The organism is Lacrimispora sp. (assembly GCF_031982545.1).
Classification (GTDB): Bacteria; Bacillota; Clostridia; order Lachnospirales; family Lachnospiraceae; genus Lacrimispora.
Map to the genome: position 1 here is coordinate 62721 of NZ_DALYXB010000003.1, position 19554 is coordinate 82274.

18 protein-coding genes are annotated in these 19554 nt (G+C 43.9%); 3 read left to right on the forward strand and 15 right to left on the reverse strand.

Translation table 11 applies throughout. The features are described 5' to 3' along the window. Positions 1-17: 17 nt before the first annotated feature. From ABS301_RS06220 to ABS301_RS06270, 11 genes are all read right to left on the reverse strand, one after another. On the reverse strand, positions 18-1874 hold the full coding sequence (locus ABS301_RS06220) for an ABC transporter ATP-binding protein (RefSeq protein WP_349671397.1): 1857 nt from the start codon (positions 1872-1874) through the stop codon (positions 18-20). Then, entirely contained in the window at positions 1871-3601 is a 1731-nt protein-coding gene (locus ABS301_RS06225; RefSeq protein WP_349671398.1) for an ABC transporter ATP-binding protein, read from the reverse strand. The genes ABS301_RS06220 and ABS301_RS06225 overlap by 4 nt, the downstream gene beginning before the upstream one ends. A 171-nt stretch (positions 3602-3772) precedes the next feature. Next, positions 3773-5185, reverse strand: coding sequence for an oxaloacetate decarboxylase subunit alpha (locus ABS301_RS06230; RefSeq protein WP_349671399.1), 1413 nt, complete (start codon positions 5183-5185; stop codon positions 3773-3775). A gap of 66 nt (positions 5186-5251) precedes the next feature. Beyond that, positions 5252-6400: a sodium ion-translocating decarboxylase subunit beta gene (locus ABS301_RS06235; protein WP_349671400.1), complete on the reverse strand. Its 1149-nt coding sequence runs from the start codon at positions 6398-6400 to the stop codon at positions 5252-5254. 56 nt (positions 6401-6456) lie between these two features. Continuing rightward, the gene (locus ABS301_RS06240; protein ID WP_349671401.1) at positions 6457-6837 is read right to left on the reverse strand and encodes a biotin/lipoyl-containing protein; all 381 of its coding nucleotides are present in this window, start codon (positions 6835-6837) and stop codon (positions 6457-6459) included. A 19-nt stretch (positions 6838-6856) separates the two neighbouring features. Then, positions 6857-7639 (reverse strand): OadG family transporter subunit, encoded by a 783-nt coding sequence (locus tag ABS301_RS06245; protein WP_349671402.1) that lies wholly within the window; start codon positions 7637-7639, stop codon positions 6857-6859. A gap of 17 nt (positions 7640-7656) precedes the next feature. Next, positions 7657-9111 (reverse strand): acyl-CoA carboxylase subunit beta, encoded by a 1455-nt coding sequence (locus ABS301_RS06250; protein WP_349671403.1) that lies wholly within the window; start codon positions 9109-9111, stop codon positions 7657-7659. A 273-nt stretch (positions 9112-9384) separates the two neighbouring features. Further along, a complete protein-coding gene (locus ABS301_RS06255) occupies positions 9385-9969 on the reverse strand; it encodes a hypothetical protein (protein WP_349671404.1) in 585 nt (194 codons plus the stop codon). A 135-nt stretch (positions 9970-10104) separates the two neighbouring features. Next, on the reverse strand, positions 10105-10950 hold the full coding sequence (locus ABS301_RS06260; protein WP_349671405.1) for a YitT family protein: 846 nt from the start codon (positions 10948-10950) through the stop codon (positions 10105-10107). Between the two features lie 28 nt (positions 10951-10978). Further along, the gene (locus ABS301_RS06265; RefSeq protein ID WP_349671406.1) at positions 10979-11821 is read right to left on the reverse strand and encodes a tyrosine-protein phosphatase; all 843 of its coding nucleotides are present in this window, start codon (positions 11819-11821) and stop codon (positions 10979-10981) included. 82 nt (positions 11822-11903) lie between these two features. After that, positions 11904-13226, reverse strand: a complete 1323-nt coding sequence (locus ABS301_RS06270) for a D-alanyl-D-alanine carboxypeptidase family protein (protein WP_349671407.1) — start codon at positions 13224-13226, stop codon at positions 11904-11906. Positions 13227-13339: 113 nt separating this feature from the next. Between ABS301_RS06270 and ABS301_RS06275 the strand changes: the two genes are divergently transcribed. After that, positions 13340-14584, forward strand: coding sequence for a DNA polymerase Y family protein (locus ABS301_RS06275; protein ID WP_349671408.1), 1245 nt, complete (start codon positions 13340-13342; stop codon positions 14582-14584). 29 nt (positions 14585-14613) lie between these two features. On the opposite strand, the gene ABS301_RS06280 is transcribed toward ABS301_RS06275, so the two are convergent. Next, positions 14614-15492 carry a YitT family protein gene (locus tag ABS301_RS06280; RefSeq protein WP_349671409.1) on the reverse strand — a complete coding sequence of 293 codons (879 nt, stop codon included), beginning with the start codon at positions 15490-15492 and terminating at the stop codon, positions 14614-14616. A 31-nt stretch (positions 15493-15523) separates the two neighbouring features. Next, positions 15524-15793 (reverse strand): U-box domain-containing protein 56, encoded by a 270-nt coding sequence (locus ABS301_RS06285; protein WP_104436877.1) that lies wholly within the window; start codon positions 15791-15793, stop codon positions 15524-15526. 87 nt (positions 15794-15880) lie between these two features. Between ABS301_RS06285 and ABS301_RS06290 the strand changes: the two genes are divergently transcribed. Next, positions 15881-16804, forward strand: a complete 924-nt coding sequence (locus ABS301_RS06290) for an RluA family pseudouridine synthase (protein WP_349671410.1) — start codon at positions 15881-15883, stop codon at positions 16802-16804. Here ABS301_RS06290 and ABS301_RS06295 read toward each other — a convergent pair. Then, positions 16767-18170, reverse strand: coding sequence for an RsmB/NOP family class I SAM-dependent RNA methyltransferase (locus tag ABS301_RS06295; RefSeq protein WP_349671411.1), 1404 nt, complete (start codon positions 18168-18170; stop codon positions 16767-16769). The two genes, ABS301_RS06290 and ABS301_RS06295, sit on opposite strands and share 38 nt — an antisense overlap. A gap of 101 nt (positions 18171-18271) precedes the next feature. Between ABS301_RS06295 and ABS301_RS06300 the strand changes: the two genes are divergently transcribed. Beyond that, the gene (locus ABS301_RS06300; protein ID WP_349671412.1) at positions 18272-18847 is read left to right on the forward strand and encodes a hypothetical protein; all 576 of its coding nucleotides are present in this window, start codon (positions 18272-18274) and stop codon (positions 18845-18847) included. Between the two features lie 8 nt (positions 18848-18855). Here ABS301_RS06300 and yedF read toward each other — a convergent pair whose 3' ends face one another. After that, on the reverse strand, positions 18856-19467 hold the full coding sequence (gene yedF / locus ABS301_RS06305) for a sulfurtransferase-like selenium metabolism protein YedF (RefSeq protein WP_349671413.1): 612 nt from the start codon (positions 19465-19467) through the stop codon (positions 18856-18858). Positions 19468-19554: the final 87 nt, after the last annotated feature.

A 19554-nucleotide genomic window follows, 5' to 3' on the forward strand; every position in this document is an offset into this window, starting at 1 on the left:
GCCTCCTTCTTTCTTATTTATTCCAATTCAAACTGCCCTGTATAGAGCTGATAATACTTGCCCTGCTCTTCAAGAAGTTCTTCATGGTTTCCACGTTCAATAATCTCTCCCCGCTCCAGTACTAAAATGGCATGTGAGTTTCGGACGGTTGAAAGCCTGTGGGCGATAACAAACACGGTCCGCCCTTTCATCAGCGTATCCATCCCTTTCTCAATCAGCTTTTCCGTACGGGTATCAATGGAACTGGTGGCCTCATCCATGGCCAGCACCGGCGGACGGGAGATGGCAGCTCTGGCAATGGCAATTAGCTGTCTTTGTCCCTGGGATAAATTACTTCCATCATTTTCAAGCAGTGTATCATATCCGGCAGGAAGTCTTCTGATAAAGGAATCTGCATTGGCAATTTTTGCAGCTTCCCGCACATCCTCCTCCGTCGCATTCAGCCTTCCATATCTGATATTATCGGCAATGGAACCGGTAAATAAATGTGTATCCTGTACAATCAGTGAAATAGATCGCCTTAAGTCATCCTTTTTAATCTGCCGGATGTCAATTCCATCATAGGTAATCAGTCCTCCGTTTAATTCATAGAATCGGTTGACCAGATTAATGATAGTGGTTTTTCCTGCTCCTGTAGATCCTACAAACGCTATTTTCTGACCGGGCTTTGCATATAAAGTAATTCCATTCAATATGGAGTGTTCCGGATTATAGCCAAAAACCACATCATGGAAACGAACATCTCCCTTAAGGGGTATCAGCCGGTATCCTTCTTTCTCATCTGGCACCTTCCATGCAAAGCGCCCTGTATAAGTCTGGGATTCTATTAAAATACCATGTTCCCCTTCTTCCGCTTTGACAAGTGTCACATCTCCCTCATCCACTTCCTGCTCTTCTTCCATCATCAGAAAGATCTTCTCCGCACTTGCCAGAGCCACCATCAGGAAATTAATCTGCATGGTAAACTGGTTCATCGGCATGGCGCTTTGTCTTACATACACCAGATAAGAGGCCAGCGTACCCAGGTTAATCAGCCCGGCGATTGCAAACAGACCTCCCACACAGGCAGAGACTGCGTAATTAAAATAAGACAGCGCAACAATTGTAGGTACTGTAATTCCGGTATAGATGGATGCCTTGGTAGCGGAAAGCCGGAGTGCTTCATTTAATTCACAAAACTTCTCAAAATCCTGTTTCTCATGGCGGAAAATCTTTTCCTCTTTCTGCCCTTCTACCATTTCTTCTACAAACCCATTGATGCTTCCCAGATTCCTCTGCTGCTTTGCAAAATAATTTTTACTTATCTTTCCATTGTGCCGGATATAAAGAAGCATAACCACAAGAAAGAAAACAACAATCATGGAAAGGCGCACATCCAGGATCAACAGCATGATGATAGTTCCGGTTGAAGTAATAAAACTTTGAATCAGCAGGGTAAAGCTGTTATTTAACGCTTCCGATATGGTATCCACATCATTGGTAAAATGACTCATCAGTACCCCATGGGTATGGGTATCAAAATAAACGAGAGGAAGCTTTTGTGTATGGCGGAATAAATCCATTCGGATCTCACTCACCACCTGCTGGGAAACATGAACCATCATTCTGCTGTAAAGCAGACAGGAAAGTGCTCCTGCCAGATAGATTCCGCCCATAATAAGAATCATGCGGATGAGACCAGGAATGTCCCCTGGCAGGATATAGTTGTTTATCACCGGCTTTAAAAGATAGGTTCCCATAATTCCGGAAAATGCACTGATGCATACCAGAACTGCTATGATCAAAATGGAAATCCTGTAATGCCCAATATACTTTAAAAGATGGAAAAGGGTCTTTTTTGCATCCTTTGGTCTTGCACGTCCTGTCTGTTTCATGCCAAAAGCCCCCCTCCTTTCTGCTGGGATTCAAAGATATCCCGATATATTTCATTATGGTTTAAAAGTTCCTCATGGGTACCGACTGCATTCACCTTTCCGTCGTCTAAGATAATAATCTGGTCTCCATGGGAAACGGAAGAAATTCTCTGGCTGATTATAATCTTGGTCATATCAGGAAGTGCATCCTTTAAGCCATCATTGATCTTTTGCTCTGTAGCTGTATCAAGAGCACTGGTTGAGTCATCCAGAATAAGAATTCTGGGTTTTTTTAAGATTGCCCTTGCGATGCAAAGCCTTTGTTTCTGCCCGCCGGAAAGGTTCACGCCTCCCTGTCCAAGGACTGTATCAAGCCCGGCATCCAGACGGTCAATGAATTCATCCACACAGGCAATCCTGCATGCTTCTTGGATCTCTTCGTCGGAAGCATTCTCCTTTCCCCAGCAGAGGTTTTCTTTCACTGTTCCTGAAAACAATGTGTTTTTCTGTAATACCATACCAATGGCTTCTCTTAAATGATCCTGGGTATACTTGTAAATCGGCTGTCCATCTATTAGAATTTCTCCGGAGTTTATCTCATACAACCGCTGGATCAGCTGAACCAGCGTGCTTTTTGCAGCACCGGTCTGCCCGATAATTCCTACCGTCTGGCCAGGTAAAATCTGAAAGGATATATCAGAAAGCACATATTCTTTTGCAGTCTCCCTGTATTTAAAATATACATGATCAAACTGTATGCCTCCCCTGGTAATCTCAATGTCAGTTGCACGGTCATCACGAATTTCAGGCTCTTCTGCAAGAACTTCTGAAATTCTTCTCCAGGAAGTTAAGGATCTGGTAAACAAAAGGAATACATTGGAAAACATCATAAGAGAATTCAGCACCTGAAGCACATAGCTTAAAAAGCTGGTGAGGGCCCCCACCTTCATTTGTTCTCCGATTACCAGATTCCCGCCAAACCAGAGAATGCTTAAAATGGTTCCGTACATAACAAACTGCATGGCAGGCATGTTGAGAGCTGCCAGTGAGAAGGAGCGTTCGGAGGTGTTCCTTAAATATGTATTGACCTCTCCGAATTTTTCTGTCTCATACTCCCCCCTGACATATGCCTTTACTACACGAATTGCTCTTAAGTTTTCCTGTATGGCGCGGTTTACTAAATCCATGGCGCCCTGCATTTTCCCATAAAGGGGTCTTACATTCTTAATAATAAAAAATAAGATTACCGCAAGCAGGGGGGCAGCGATAAAAAACACCATCGCCAGGCGGGCATTCAGCCGGAAGGATACCACCAAAGCGGTCAGCATCATCACCGGCGATCGAAATCCGGGACGCATCCCATTGGTTATGGAGTTCTGAATGGTGGTAACGTCACTGGTGAGTCTTGTTACCAGGGAAGATGTGCTGAATCGGTCTGTATTGGCAAAGGAATAGGTCTGCATCTTCTGAAATTCCGCTTTGCGGATCTCCGCACCGATTCCATTTCCACAGATTGCTGTCAAACGTGCGCAGGCATGCCCCAGTAAAAGAGCAACTGCTGCAAAAGCAATCATCTGTCCTCCCTTCATTAAAATATAACTTTTGTTGCCACTGGCAACTCCCACATCAATAATATCTGCCATAATCATTGGTATGATCAGTTCAAATACGGTCTCGGCCTCGATGCAGATAATTGCAAGAATTAATTCTTTTTTGTACTTCCTGGCATAATGCAGCAGATTATTCATTTTTTCTTCTCCACATTGATTATTACAATAATTGTATTTGCAACTATTGACTATACAACTATTATATTCTCTTCTATGGGAATGTCAATGAAATTCCCTCCATTTTCCAAAAAAATCAGGCCTGGAGTCCCTGTACAGGAAGCTCCAAAGCCTGATTTTAAATCTGGTTTATTAAACCGGATAAGTCTTATTCTGCTTGTCAGCCAGAGTGGAATCCACACCTGTCTGCTGAGCTGCACGGTATTCAAAGAATTCCCTGGCAACACTTGGGAACAGAGCATAGGATAGAACATCTTCATCCTGTTGTTTCCACTGTGCACATTCTTTCTCAAACTGAGGAAGCTGTGGTGCGATTAAGTCAGCCGGACGGCAGGTAATCGGTGTTTCATCACCAATGATCTTTTTCTGTACTTCTGGATTAAAGGGTTTTACTGTCTGTCCGAACTCACCCATAAGGATTTTTTTGGTCTCCTTGGTTACCATCTTGTAACGTTCCCCGCTGATCACGTTTAATACAGCCTGAGTTCCCACAATCTGGGAAGATGGAGTAACCAGAGGTGGCTCACCAAAGTCAGCTCTTACTCTTGGAACCTCTTCTAATACCTGTAAATATTTATCTTCCTGTCCTGCTTCCTTTAACTGGCTGACAAGGTTGGAAAGCATACCGCCTGGCACCTGATACTGGAGTGTCTTAATATCCACACCAAGCACTTTGGGATTTAACCGGCCGCTCTTTAATGCCTCATCTCTGATCGGCTGGAAATGAGCTGCAATTTCAGCCAGCAGGTTCTGATCATATCCTGTGTCATAAGGTGTTCCACGGAAGGTTTCCACCATTACTTCAGTGGCTGGCTGGCTGGTACCTAAGGCCAGAGGTGACATTGCTGTGTCAATAATATCGCAGCCTGCCTCTACTGCCTTTAAATAGGTCATGGAAGCAACACCGGAGGTATAATGGGTATGAAGGTCAATGGGAAGTTTGGTTGACTCCTTTAATGCACGAACCAGCTCATCCGCATTATACGGTGTTAAAAGTCCTGCCATATCCTTAATGCAGATGGAATCTGCACCCATATCCTCAATTCTCTTTGCGATGTCTTTCCAGTAATCCAGAGTATAGGAATCACCCAGCGTATAGCTTAATGCAACCTGAGCATGACCCTTTTCTTTATTACAGGCTGAGACTGCAGTCTGTAAGTTGCGCATATCATTGAGACAGTCAAATATACGGATGATATCAATTCCGTTTGATATGGATTTCTGAACAAAATATTCCACTACATCATCAGCATAATGATTGTATCCCAGAATATTCTGGCCGCGGAACAGCATCTGCAGTTTCGTATTCTTAAATCCGTCTCTTAATTTTCTCAGTCTCATCCAGGGATCTTCTTTTAAGAAGCGCAGGCATGAATCAAAGGTAGCACCGCCCCAGCATTCAACTGCATAATAACCAACCTGGTCCATCTTCCCCACGATGGGAAGCATCTGCTCAGTTGTCATTCTTGTAGCAAGCAAAGACTGATGAGCGTCACGAAGAACTGTCTCTACAATCTTAACCGGCTTTTTTTCTATATCTGCCATTTTCTTACCTCCTGGTTATTGTTCATTTACTTTGCTTTTCGGGTATCGTCATGATATCCGGTTCGATTATCTCACTCCGAAAATAGCCATGAATGTACCGGCTGCTACTGCAGTACCGATAACACCGGCTACGTTTGGTCCCATGGCATGCATCAGCAGGAAGTTGGTTGGATCAGCCTCTGCTCCGACTTTCTGGGATACACGGGCTGACATGGGAACTGCGGATACACCGGCGGAACCGATGAGCGGATTCACTTTGCCTCCTGTCAGTTTGCACATGATCTTTCCGAACAGAACACCTGCAGCTGTTCCAAATGAAAATGCAACCAGTCCCAGAATAACAATTTTAATTGTGTCTAAGTTTAGGAATGCCTCCGCACTTGTGGTTGCTCCTACTGAAGTACCCAGAAGAATAACTACAATATACATCAGTGCGTTGGCAGCCGTTTCCGTCAGCTGCTTTACAACTCCGGATTCTTTAAATAAGTTGCCAAGCATCAGCATACCAATTAAAGGAGCAGTTGTTGGCAAAATCATACATACAACAGTTGTTACAATGATTGGGAACAGAATTCTCTCAAGTTTGGATACCGGACGAAGCTGTTCCATCTTGATCTTACGCTCTTTCTCCGTTGTGAGAAGCTTCATAATCGGTGGCTGTATAATTGGAACCAGAGCCATATAGGAATATGCCGCAACTGCAATCGGTCCCATCAGAGAAGTCATTCCCAGTTTACCTGCCAGGAAAATAGAGGTAGGGCCATCTGCGCCTCCGATAATGGAGATCGCTGCAGCTGCTTTATCGCTAAATCCCATAAAAATTGCAAGAAAATATGCGGTATAAATACCGAACTGGGCAGCTGCTCCTAACAGAAAGCTCTTAGGGTTCGCAATGAGCGGACCAAAGTCTGTCATAGCTCCTACACCCATGAAGATAAGCGGAGGAAGAATCCCCCATTCATCCAGTTTAAAGAAATATTGCAGCAGTCCGCCGCCGGCACCATCCGCTCCAACTTCTTTCATAATATCTGGATAGATATTTACCAACAGCATACCAAAAGAAATCGGCACCAGAAGCAGTGGCTCAAACCCTTTTTGAATCGCCAGATATAAAAACAGAAAAGCGACCAGGATCATAAGCATGTTACCTGCAGTCAGGTTGAAGAATGCGGTCTGCTGAAGAAGATTGGTGAATGTATTACTAATATAATCCATGTTAATCCCTCCATAAGGAATCCGCGCTATTTATTGTGATAGCGGATCTTTCCGTACTAGTTTAATGTAGCCAAAGTTGCGCCTGCTTCTACGGAATCACCCACTGCTGCCTGAACGCTGGCAACTGTTCCATCGGAAGGTGCTACGATTTCATTCTCCATCTTCATGGCTTCCAGAACAAGAAGAACTTCGCCTTTTTTAACAGACTGTCCTGCACTAACCTTAACACCAAGAATCTTACCTGGCATTGGTGCAGTTACTTTTACGGAACCTTCCGGTCCTTTTGCTGCTTCTTTTTTAGGTGCCGGAGCGGGAGCTGCTGCTTTAACCGGTGCGGATACCGCTGCCGGAGCAGATACTGCTGCGGCTGTACCTGTTGTTTCTTCTACGGTTACATCGTAAACATTACCATTCACTGTAATTTTATAATTTTTCATGATGACAATCCTCCTGATTTTATGCTTTTTTCCAATTACCGGTTGCTGCACGTTTAATGGAACGAACAACAAGACCGCTTGGTGATACTCCTTCAGATGCTGCAATCGCTGCTGTTATTACAGCTGCCAGTTCCAGATCATCCTTCAGCTCGTCTTCCTCTGCGAGGGGTTGGATAAATACCGGTTCAGCTTCAACAGCCACCTTTATTTCCGCTACGTTCTTTTTATTAAGCAGTTTCTCTTCAAATATACTGATATAGCGGAAACAACCAATCAGCATACTGATGAAAATCAATACAACAAATACCGTTCCCATTCCCATGAGCGTATTAAAACCGGCTTTTTCCATCTTTTCAGCTATATTGTACTCTGGAACAAATGCCACTCCGGTTATCTTGGAAAGCTTATGGTCAAAGGTTACGGTAAAGTCCATATTTCTCTTTTCAAATACGGTATTGACCGTAGCACTGTATCCATCCTTGCTTTCTTCTAATTTTACAGAATCCGAAGCTGAAACAAAACTGCCTAAATCACCCTTTACATTATTCCAGGAATCGATTCCCTCTGCTAACGCAGCCACCTCATCCTTTTTCGTCAGGCTCTTTCGCATCTGCTCGGTATCTTTGTCCTCAAGACCGGTGTACAGCTCCAGATACGAGGCGACGGGAATCTGCTCAAGCTGCGCCTTCATATCAGCATCAATACCTTCGGACTGTTTACTGGCAGCACCGCATGCAGATAATGAAAAGAGGCAGACTGCCATAGTAAGACCCACTACTGCTCGTTTCAAATTTAATTTCATATGCCTGTCACCTCATTCTATATCGTGCCATGTTTTTTCGCCGGACGATCCTCTCTCTTTGTGAATAACATCTCAAATGCAGCGATTACTCTGGCTCTGGTTTCGCTGGCATCGATAATGTCATCAACATATCCTCTTTTTGCTGCAGAAAGTGCGCTGGACTGAAGAGCCCGGTAGCTTTCCGCCTTTTCTTCCATCACTGTCTTTCCATCTTCTCCCTTTGCAATCTCATCTGCATACATGATCTTTGCTGCCTGAACCGGGTCCATCATTCCTATGGCTGCCTCCGGCCATGCATACACAATATCAGCACCAATGGATTTGCTGTTCATGGTCAGATAAGCGCTTCCCAGTGCCTGGCCAACCACAACGGTTACTTTCGGAACTGTTGCATTAGCAAATGCATAAGTAAGCTTTGCAGCTGCTTTCGCAATGGTTTTTTCAGATCCGGTTGTGCTCTCATAGCCGGTTACGTTCACCAGGGTGAGAAGCGGGATATCAAAAGCATCACAGAAACCAACAAACTCTGCAGCCTTCTCACAGCCTTGTCCCGTTAATTTTGCTTCACAGGACATAGTCTTTAATCCACTCTCGTCATAGGATTCTGTTCGATTGGCAACGCAGCCCACGGTGATTCCGTTTAAACGGATAAAGCCGGTAACCATAGAGGAGCCATATTCTTTTCCGGTCTCCATAAAGAAATGATTATCAGAAATCTGTGTGAGCGCAATTTTCGTATCACCAACATAGTTTGCTAAATCGGAGCATACGCGGTTTAAATCATCCGTGCACTCATCGTAAGACATGTCATCCTCGCTATTGGCAGGTAAAATCGTGACCAGAGTTCTGATGTTTTCAAAAATCTCATCTTCCTCTCCGATAAAATCTACCAGTCCTGCTTCCCTGCTCTGAAAACTTGCGGAAGCGGTATTTAATTTTTCTGTATAGTTATCCTGAATGGCATTGGGTGAATTAACAAACAGCTTTGCAGACTTTCCTTCCATAAAAGTAAAATCTGCCATAGCTGCAGAAACAGCCATTCCACCGCCACAGGTGCCAAAAATTGCTGCGATCTGCGGTACCACTCCTGATGCTAAAGTCTGGCTCATATAAATTTCACCAAAGCCGTTTAAGGCATCTGTTGCCTCCTGAAGTCTTAATCCGGCACAGTCGATCAGACCGATTACCGGTGCTCCCATTTTCATTGCCATGGCATAAAGTCTTGTGATTTTTTTAGCATGCATCTCTCCTACAGCCCCACCAAAAACAGCTGAGTCCTGACTGTAAACATACACAAGGCAGCCCCCAATGGTTCCATAGCCGGTAACAACACCGTCAGAAGGAGTTTCTCTTGCTGTCATGTTAAAGTCTGTACTTCTGGCTGTTACATAGCCGCCGACTTCAACAAAACTGTTTTCATCAAGCAAAGCGTGAATTCGATTACTTGCTGATGTTTGTGTTGAATTACTCATTTTGCAATCCTCCATTTTGTAATATTTGCATAGCCTCCGTTAAAAAAACAACGATAGGACTATATAATAACACCAATTTCTGCCAATTATAATTGTATAATTAATTTCAACTTATTTCAAGTTCTTTTTAGTAAAAAAAGAGCAAAAAACTATGGATTTCTTACAATCCATTGTCTCTTGCTCCTAATTTTCGTTGGCATAATATCGATTCGTGTAAAATTTTCCGGCATTTTGTATAATTTTGTCGAATGTTTTTGTATGTTGTATACAATGCTATTCTTTCATTTCCGTAATCCCAATGCTGCCATCTGCTGTTTCCTGGAATACAATCCTTGATGCACCCTCTCCCATCACGATTCCTGCCTCGGACTTCTTTAAGGTAGCTGTGTCCACCTTGGCGATTGATACCATTAAATCATCCCCAAATACCATATCCGGATTCAGCTTTAATAAATCTTCCTGCTTCTTTAAAATAATTGTTTCCTGATCCCCGTTGATAAATACACATGGATAGGCTATCAGCTCTGCCAGTTCTTCTAAATTTTTATCTGAAACTGCTTCCTGTATTTTTTCCGCAAAGGCTTCCGCCTGCGTTCCCGGTCCCCCGTAGGTCTCGTCAGCCTGCATCTCTTCCTGATCTTTCATAAGTGAATCCGGTTCCCCATCTTCTGATGAAACCGTTCCTTCTGTGCTGCTTTCCGATACGGACTTTTTCATATTACTGTCCGCAGCCTCTGATTCAGTTATCTGCCCAGTGCCTGTACCAGCGGCAGATTCACCCTTTTTCCCGCAGCCAGCTGCAAAAAACACAGCCAGTGCAATGATAAAACAAACGATACCGAATCTTTTCCTGAGCATCTTTTTTTCGTTCCTCCCTGCGTCCATTTACTGCTTCGGGCACAGTATAGCACCGGTAAAGATTGGAAGTCAATAGAGTTCCCAAAACCGTAAACCTTAGTCATTTTTCCGTAAGATATTTGTCCGCATTTTTAATTATTTATATTCTTTATGAAGTGTAAAGCCTCTTCCACGCACCTCTGTAACCTGGTTGATAATCATAAAGGCATTGGGATCAATTTCAAGAACCAGTTCATTGAGTTTGGGCAGCTGCCTCCCTGATATGACAGTAAGAACAGCAAAGGAGGATTCTCTTAAATGTCCTCCTTCGCTGGCAAGCAGGGTTGTCCCTCTGTCCATACGCCGCTGTATCTCCTGGCTGATCTGGTCATACTTTTTACTTATGACCTTTACCTGCATCTGATTACGGCCTGTCATAAGAACTTTATCCAGAACCATTGTGTATAAAAGAACAAGAAGGATTCCGTAAAGAATCTGTTCCAAACTGGAAAAAATCATCTGGGTAAGCAGAATCAGGCAGTCAAAAACAGACATGGTCTGGGAAATCGACAAATTCCACTTTTTATTCAGTATGAGCGGTGGAATATCCATTCCTCCCGTAGAAGCGCCGGCCCGTATTACCATTCCAATGCCGGCACCAATTAAAAGACCGGAAAATACAGTGGCAAGCATGCGATCCTGGGTTATGACCATATTACCGGACAGCCTTTCAATTACCCCCAGAATAAAGGGATAATAAAATGTGCTGATCAGGGTTGTCAGGGCAAATGCCTTACCCAGTACGAAAGCACCTGCAACGAACATAATGATATTAAAAACTCCTATGAAAAGAGCTATGGGAATCCCCAGTTTTGCATGGGCTACTAAAGCGAGACCTGTCGTACCTCCTGTAATCAGTCCGTTTGGAAGAATAAACAGGGAAACAGCAAGTGCATATACGGTGTTTCCTGCCAGCACCGTCGCTATTTTTTTTAAATTCATACTTCAGTAACTTCCTTTCAACTTCTTATTATGCCAAAAATTTTGCTCTCAGCTCATTCCTTTTTTCCGGAGTTACAAAGAGCCGTTCTGACAGGTAATGGTCTATGGTTCCATAAGACTGCTCGATGGCAGAAAATGCACGGAGAATATAGGCCTCTGAAACAGTAAATAATACACGGACGCAGTCTGCAAGACCCTTGTCCCCAGTCTGTTGTTCAATCAAAGAACAGGTCTGGTTTACCTGCGCTATTACATAATCATTGGTTTTTACGAAATCCTTTATAATGGTTTCCCGCTGTACCCCAAGGGCAGTCAGAAGAAGAGCAGTTCCAACTCCTACCCGATCCTTTCCGGCTGTGCAGTGCCATAAAACCGCTCTGTCATCTGCTTCCAGCAAAAGATTAAAAAAACGGGAATAAGACTCTGCAGCATGATCATTTAAAACCAGATCCTCGTAAAGCCTGTCCACATATGTTTCCGGCTTACCACCTAAGGAAGAGGCATGGAGGAGGATTGATTTTATTGCATCTGGTTCCCCTTCCTCTGCCTCTTGTTCTTCCTCTTCAAAGGTGATTCCCACTGTCTTTTCATCCAGAATGGGATTGAATATATTACGGACTCCCGGCATATCCGGATCCGGCTTTTGTTTTCTTTCCGTTGCCGTTCTAAAATCAATCACCGTTCCAAGACCGCAGCGGTCGGATAATATCCGGATATCCTCTCCCGTTGCCTCGTAAAGGGTACCACTCCTGATCAGCCTGCCCGGCAGTATCATCTTCCCATCCTGAGTCTTCAACCCGCCTAAATCTCTGGTGTTATGCAGCTTTTCAAGCTTTATTCTTCCCACGAAACCGGTATTTTTCTCATTCATTTTTATTATTTCCTCCCATTCCTTTTGTACCATATCTGATCAAAAGGAATTGTGTTTTTGTCAAGTATATCATAAGATTCCATTAAGAGGAAGTCAGTATTTGGAAAAAACCAGGCATGGAAAGATAACGGGTAACCATATTTTTAAGGCACCAGATAACAGTCAGGCGTTTGGTTCCTTCCGTTAAATAAACCGGATATTCTTTCACTGGCTGGTTGTTTAACCAATATGTAACTGACCCTATTTTCTGTCCTTTTTTAACAGGAGCCTCTATCTTATCTGGAATGCTGGTCTTCACAGTGACCTTCTCATCATCTGCCAGCAGGAGTTTAAGACTTTTCTCTCTGTCTTCTGCCATGGAACTGGCGATGAAAACCGGCTTGTCAAGCCCACCGGATATGGGAATTCCCTCATTAATCAGCACCTCTGGCATGGGTACTTCTTCATATACATCCCGGTAATGAAACCGATCCATTCCATACTGAAAGAGTTTTCTGGCATCGGACCATTTCCAGGTTTTGTGAGGAGGCCAGCCGCATCCTAACAGAGCGATGGTAAAAATTCTCCCATCACTTTTCACAGATCCCACATAGGAATAACCTGCACCACCAGTAAACCCTGTTTTCCCTGAGAACGCTCCGCTCATAGAGCTTAAAAGGGCATTGTGATTTGTGCAGCTAAAGGATCTTTTTCCATCAACATCTGTAAAATAATAGCTCTGGGTTCCGGTTATTTCCAAAAACTCTTTGCTTTTTGGGGAATTTCCAATGCAGTAATTCATAATCCTGGCTAAATCGGCTGCTGTGGTAGAATGTTCTTTTATTTCTCCGTCATTCTCCTCCTTCGCATCCAGACCGTTGGGAGTAATAAAGTAAGTATTGCTGCACCCCAGCTCTCTGGCTTTCTGATTCATGAGTTTCGCAAACCCCTCTCTGCTTCCTCCTACATGCTCTGCTATCATCATGGCTGCATCGTTGTGTGATTCAAGCATCAGACTGTAGAGCAGATCCTTTAAATAAATGGTCTCTCCTTTATAGACTCCCAGATGAACCTTGGGCTGGTTAGCCGCATTCTGGGTGGCAGCCACCGGATCAGAAAGATTGCCGTTTTCAAGAGCGATAATACAGGTCATGATCTTAGTCGTACTGGCCATGGGGCGCACCAGTTCCTCGTTTTTTCCATATAAAATCCGGTTGGTTGAGGCATCCATTAATACCGCTGACTGAGCATAAAGATTGAGTTCGTCGGTTGTCTCAATTTGTGTCTTATGATCCATTTTTTCTGAAGTCACTGATGTATGGTTTTTAATGGTCTCTTTTTCTGCCAGCTTCACCGCAAATGTTCCCATAAAGGAAACAATGGCGATTCCTGCTGCTGCCAGGAGTATTCCTTTGGCATGCCTCATAAAAGAGCCTCCCCCTAGACTTTATTTTATCCTATTCCGCGTATTTTTTAATTATTCCCCTTTACATTCCGAACATATTTTCGGTATAATAAAAGAAAAAAGGAGAATCAGATATGGTAACGGAGCCTCTTATTTTCCATATTGATGTTAACTCTGCATTTTTAAGCTGGGAATCTGCAGACCGCTTAAGACAGGACCCGGAAGCTCTTGATTTGCGCACCATCCCCTCTGCAGTCGGCGGTGATGCCCAGTCAAGACACGGGATTGTGCTGGCGAAATCCACGCCTGCCAAAGAATATGGAATTACAACCGGAGAACCCATCGCCCAGGCTCTTCGCAAGTGTCCGGGGCTTACAGTGGTTCCTGCCCGCTTTGATATCTATCTGGAATATTCCAAAAGACTGATGGATCTTTTGTCTGACTATACACCGGACATTGAACAGTTTAGCATAGACGAAGCCTTTCTTGATATGACTTCCACCATCCATCTTTTCGGATCTCCCATTGATACAGCCAATCTCATACGGGAGAAGGTCTGGCAGGAGCTGAAGTTTACGGTGAATATCGGAATTGCGCCTAATAAGCTGCTGGCCAAGATGGCTTCGGATTTTAAAAAGCCCAACCTCTGCCACACTCTGTTTGCCCATGAGATTAAAACCAAGATGTGGCCTCTGCCTGTGGGAGAACTGTTTTTTGTAGGACATTCCGCGAAACAGAAGCTTGTGGGGATCGGCATTCATACCATCGGACAGCTGGCAGCCTGTGATGTAAAATATTTAAAGCACCTGCTGGGAGAAAAATATGCGGTTTTAATCCACGACTATGCCTGCGGGATTGATTCCTCTCCGGTAGGCCACCGGGAACCGGTGAATAAAGGGTATGGAAACAGCACCACCTTGTCAAGAGACGTGGAAGACATGGAAACTGCCCGTTCTATTCTTTTATCCTTAAGTGAGACAGTGGGGGCCAGACTGCGCAGAGATCATGTGTTGTGTGACTGTGTCTGTGTGGAGATTAAGGATTGGGATTTTCATACTACCACCCATCAGACTACCTTAAACTGTCCCACTGATTCTACCACTCTTATTTATGAACACGCCTGCAGACTGCTGGAAGAATTCTGGGATCGTACGCCCCTTCGTCTTTTGGGAGTGCGCGCCACCAAGATTTCGGATGAGGGATATTTGCAGATGAACTTATTTGAATCAGAACAATCAAAAAAGATGAAAGAGATGGAAAAAGCTGTGGATCATATCCGCAGCAAATTTGGTACTGACAGCGTAAAAAGAGCCAGTTTTTTAAAGAAAGACCGGATGGTGGATCATGCAGCCGGAAAGGAGAAGCACATGAAGCAGTGATGCGCTCCTTTCCACTCCGCTATTATCAGTTAAAACTGTCCGTTTATGGGTTTAAAGCCTTCCCCATAAACTTCGTTGGAATCGGTTATGATCAGGAATGCATCCTTGTCCGTTTCATGAATTGCTCTTCGGATGGAGACCACCTGAGAATTGTTGCATGCGCACATAACCACATTCTTTTCATCTTTGGTAAAAGAGCCCTGGCCTTTCAAAAAGGTGCAGCCTCTGCCCGTTGCTTCTTCGATTTTACATGCTACCTCCTCTTCATGAGAGGTAACCACAAATACCAGTTTGCCGGCACCCAGACCATACATGATTTTATCAATCACCATGGTGGTCACGATGGAAGAAACCAGACCAAGTATGACAGCATCCACATTCCGAAACACCAGTCCGCCCGCTATGATTACTACAGCATCCACCACAAGGGAGATCTTGCCGATGGTAAGATGAGGAAATATCTTTCTGATTGCCATAACCAGGAAATCAGTTCCTCCAGTGGAACCGTTTCTTAAATATACCAGGGTTAAACCAAGCCCGGAAAAAATTCCGGTACACGCCGATGCATAGAGGGGATTGCCCTGATAGGCCGGAAACATAGGAACAACATAATCCAGTACCAGTGCAAAGATCAGCATGCTTTTCATAGAACGCAGAAGAAAGCTTCTTCCCAAAAGCTTATAGCTGACCAGTATAATGGGGATATTTAAAACAATGCTGGTGATACCCATAGGCAATCCGAACAGATAACGCAAAATTAATGCAATACCAGATACTCCCACCGGTGCAAACTGTGCATTGACAGCAAAGTTATAGATTCCCACATTAAATAAAAGTGCTCCCACAAGATCACACAGCAAATCGATGCCAAGCTCTTTGGGGGAGTATTTATCACGGTCTCCCATCATGTTGTACTGCCTCCGTTTCTCTTTCGATTATTTATAGAAAATAATCATTGATTTCAAATTCTTTTTTGCCAATCTTTATGTGTTTAATCAAAACACTGACCTCGCCATCTTCGTCAGTGCAGATTCCGGTTGCATAGATCTGTGTCTTACCATAGGATTCCGTCAAATTCAATTCTTTATCCAGAATTCCCTTATCTGCCAGTGCTTCTGCAAGATCAAGCAAAACCTCCTCTACTTCTTCCTCAATATGGTATTTCTCAAACTCTGCTTCCAGTTCCTCATACGTTTCTTCATTAAACATCTGATATCCCCCTTTCCATTTTTACAAATTAATTATACACGCAAGTTGCTTCTTGTCAATCATGTTCCCTCATGATAGAATCGGTTTATGAAAATGAACATAAATTACTTAATCACAGAAGCTTCCAACCATAAAACCATAGGGCAGTTTCTATTAGACCAGGGATACTCCCAAAGCCTGATCCGGCGCTTACGCAATACGGAGAATGCAATCACAGCCGGAGGCAGGCCAGTGTACACCACTTACAGACCAGCAAAAGGAGAGGTACTTACCATCACCTTTCCTGAAGAGAAAGATTCGGATAATATCGTACCCACTGAGATGCCCATCGATATCTTATTTGAGGATGAGCATCTTCTGGTTATCAACAAAGCGGCAGGCGTTCCCATTCACCCTTCCCAGGGAAATTTTGATAATACCCTGGCCAATGGACTGGCATGGTATTTCAAAAAAAAGCAGGAGGCTTTTACCTTTCGAGCCATTAACCGGCTGGACCGTGATACCACCGGACTCTTAATTATTGCCAAAAATCCCTTAAGTGCCTGTATCCTGTCTGACATGGTAAAAAAGCATGAAATACACAGACGGTATCTTGCAGTGGTCCAGGGTGAACTTCCAAAGGAGGGAATCATTGATGCTCCCATAGCCAGAACTCACGATTCTACCATTGAGCGTTGTATCGACCCCGTAAACGGCGACCCGGCAAGAACCTTTTTTTGCCGTCTTTTTTATGATCCCGTCACAGGACACTCCCTTGCAGGACTTCGACTGGAGACTGGACGAACTCACCAGATCCGGGTTCATCTAAAATCAATCGGACATCCTCTGCCAGGTGATTTTCTTTACAATCCGGATTACCGTTACATAAATCGGCAGGCACTCCATTCCTTCCGTCTGGATTTTATCCATCCGGTCACCAGCGTTCCCCTGTTTTTTGAGGCAGCTCTTCCGGTAGATATGCAGTTTATTGGCGTTACATCCACCGAAGGCCTTTGGGATAATGATTTTTAAGAATTCCAGCGGCCAGTTTCGCAAACCCAATGGAATAACCATCTGTCACAACCAGCACCCAGCCTTTCTTATCCAGCCTGACCGGCCAGGAAAAGGGGGCTGAAAGCGTCTGTCCTTTTAAATATTTCACTATATCCTCGTGATCTGCAGGTATCTCTGCCCAGGAAAGAACCTCCTCTTTTTTTAAGGAAAGAGCCAGTGCATGGGAAGGTTCAAACCGGTTCTTTTTTATGGTACCCATGTGAAGTCCCGGACGGATTACTTTCATTCCCTTTAAATCAATCATCTCCGGCGGAAGAAGATAAAGCTGTTCTCCAAACAGGATATATTCTTTTCTCTCTAAAAAAACTTCCGGATCAGCAAGCAGTTCCTTTAAAAATATCTCCACCTCTTTCCAGATAGCTTTATCCTTTAAATAGGCAGGACAGGATCTTTTTCTCTCAGGAATCTTATCCCCATCTCTTTTTAATACAGCCAGAAAATGACCTTCCCCTTCTGACTTATGAGGCCAGATACGGAATGTCTTTTTTAAGTCTTCTGATCCGTACTTACTCCACTCCGGCATGCCATGAGAAAGTCCTGGGCGTTCCCCCCTGTCCACAACGGAAAAATCAGGGTGGGAAATCAGAAACGATTCGATCACCTGCTCATTCTCCTCGGGAGAAAAGGTACAGGTGGAATAGACCATGATACCCTCTGATTTTAACATTACGGAAGCATTTTCAAGAATTTCCCTCTGCCTCCGGGCGCAGGCTTCTACGTGATCCGGGCTCCATTCCAGTCTGGCAGCCTCATCCTTTCGAAACATTCCTTCTCCAGAGCAGGGAGCGTCCACCACGATACGATCAAAAAATTCAGGGAATTTAAGGGACAGCGAATAAGAATCTTCATTGGTTACAACAGAATTACGAATTCCCATACGCTCCACATTCTGGGCCAGAATCTTTGCCCTGGCAGGATGAATCTCGTTGCTCAGCAAAAATCCTTCTCCTTTTAGTTTACCAGCAATATGGGTTGTTTTTCCGCCGGGAGCTGCACACAGATCAAGAATCGTTTCTCCTGGCTTTGGATCTAAAAGCTCTACCACTGCCATGGCACTTGGTTCCTGAATATAGTAAACACCGGCTTCATGATATGGATGCTTTCCAGGCCGCTGTCCCGCCTGATAATAAAAGCCTTCCGATGCCCAGGGAACCGGTTCAGATAAAAAAGGAGATTGCCGGACAAATTCCCCGGGGTCTGCTTTTAATGGGTTAATCCTGAGTCCCAAAGACCGGTCCTCCTCATAGCTTTTTAAGAATGCATCATATTCATCCCCCAGCAATCCTTTCATCTTTTCCACAAATTTATCCGGTAATTGAATCATTTTAATTCCTCTTCCTGTCTATTTTTAAAATCTCCATAATTTTATGTTATTTTTTCAAGTTAGTGGCAAACTAAACAGAAGAAATATCCGGGAGGTGCCATATGACTTTATTAACCATAACCGCTTATATTATCATCCCTGTCTATACCATACTGTTTGCCTGGGGGACCAACTGGTTCACCCTTAATTTTTCCGTTCTTGGAAGCCTGGCAGACAGAAAAAACCTGTTTCTTTTATGGGGTATCATTGTTGGTGCTTATTTTTATTACGTTTTAAAAAAGATTATTCATACACTTCCCAGAAATAAAAAGGAGATGGTATTTTCTACATTAGCCCTCCTTCTTTTAGGCCTGGCAGTTACCATCCCTTATCTGCCTGATTCACAGCCCTTTCATGCCGTTCTTCATGTATTTTTGTCATTTGCAGCTTCCATCTCTCTCATGATCAGTCTTTATCTGGTGACATGGAAGCTTACCTGCATGAATCAGTCAGTTTATCGCCCTTATTTCATCAGTCTGATCGTTATCACCGTGGTATCCATGATTCTCTTTTTTCTGACTGGAATTGTCAGCTCAGCTCTTGAAATATTCTTTGTTCTTTCAAGTACTTTTTTGCTGCATAAGCTCTATTTAAAGGTGTGCAGTCCGGCTATCTCCCTGAGATACCAGAGCTTTTAAAAAAGGTTCTATGGCCGGATAACCAGACGGGCACCTGCCATCTTTTCCGTAATCTCATACATGTTGGTTACGGTTCCTACGCTGAGTTTTTCTGTTAATTCATAAAAATTCAGACAGGTTCCACAGGTTAAAATCTCAACTCCCTGAGCTTCCAGCGTCTTTAAATCTTCCAGAGAGGATGAGCCCTCGGTTGACAGCCTGACTCCTCCATTGTAAAGCAGTATGGTTTCAGGGAGTTCTTCCAGCTGGGTCAGGGCATACACAAAGCCTTTCATCAGAATACGGCCTAGTTCTTCACTGCCGGTTCCCATCTGGTCAGAGGAAAGTACGGCAACCAGACCTTTCTTCCGACTGTCAGGTTCACATTCTTCTAACGTATTCTTCTGTACAGGCTCAACTCCTTTTTCCATGTAAAACAGGATCTGATATTCTTTATCTGACAGCTTTGTGGAAGAAGGATTCACTCCTGAATAATTCCCCAGTTTCATCACATTTTGTACAGCAATCTCATTATCAACGAGAATGGTCAGAATCCCTTCCGTCATATCTTTCATGGCTTCCTTTGCCTTAATCACCGGCTGTGGGCACGCCAGCCCTCTGGCATCAACTGTTCGATCCATACTTCCTTCTCCTTTTCTTCTATGCAATAAAATCAAAAGCCGGGACCGGCTCCATATACCGGACCTTTCCCGACTTTTCATTCTTAA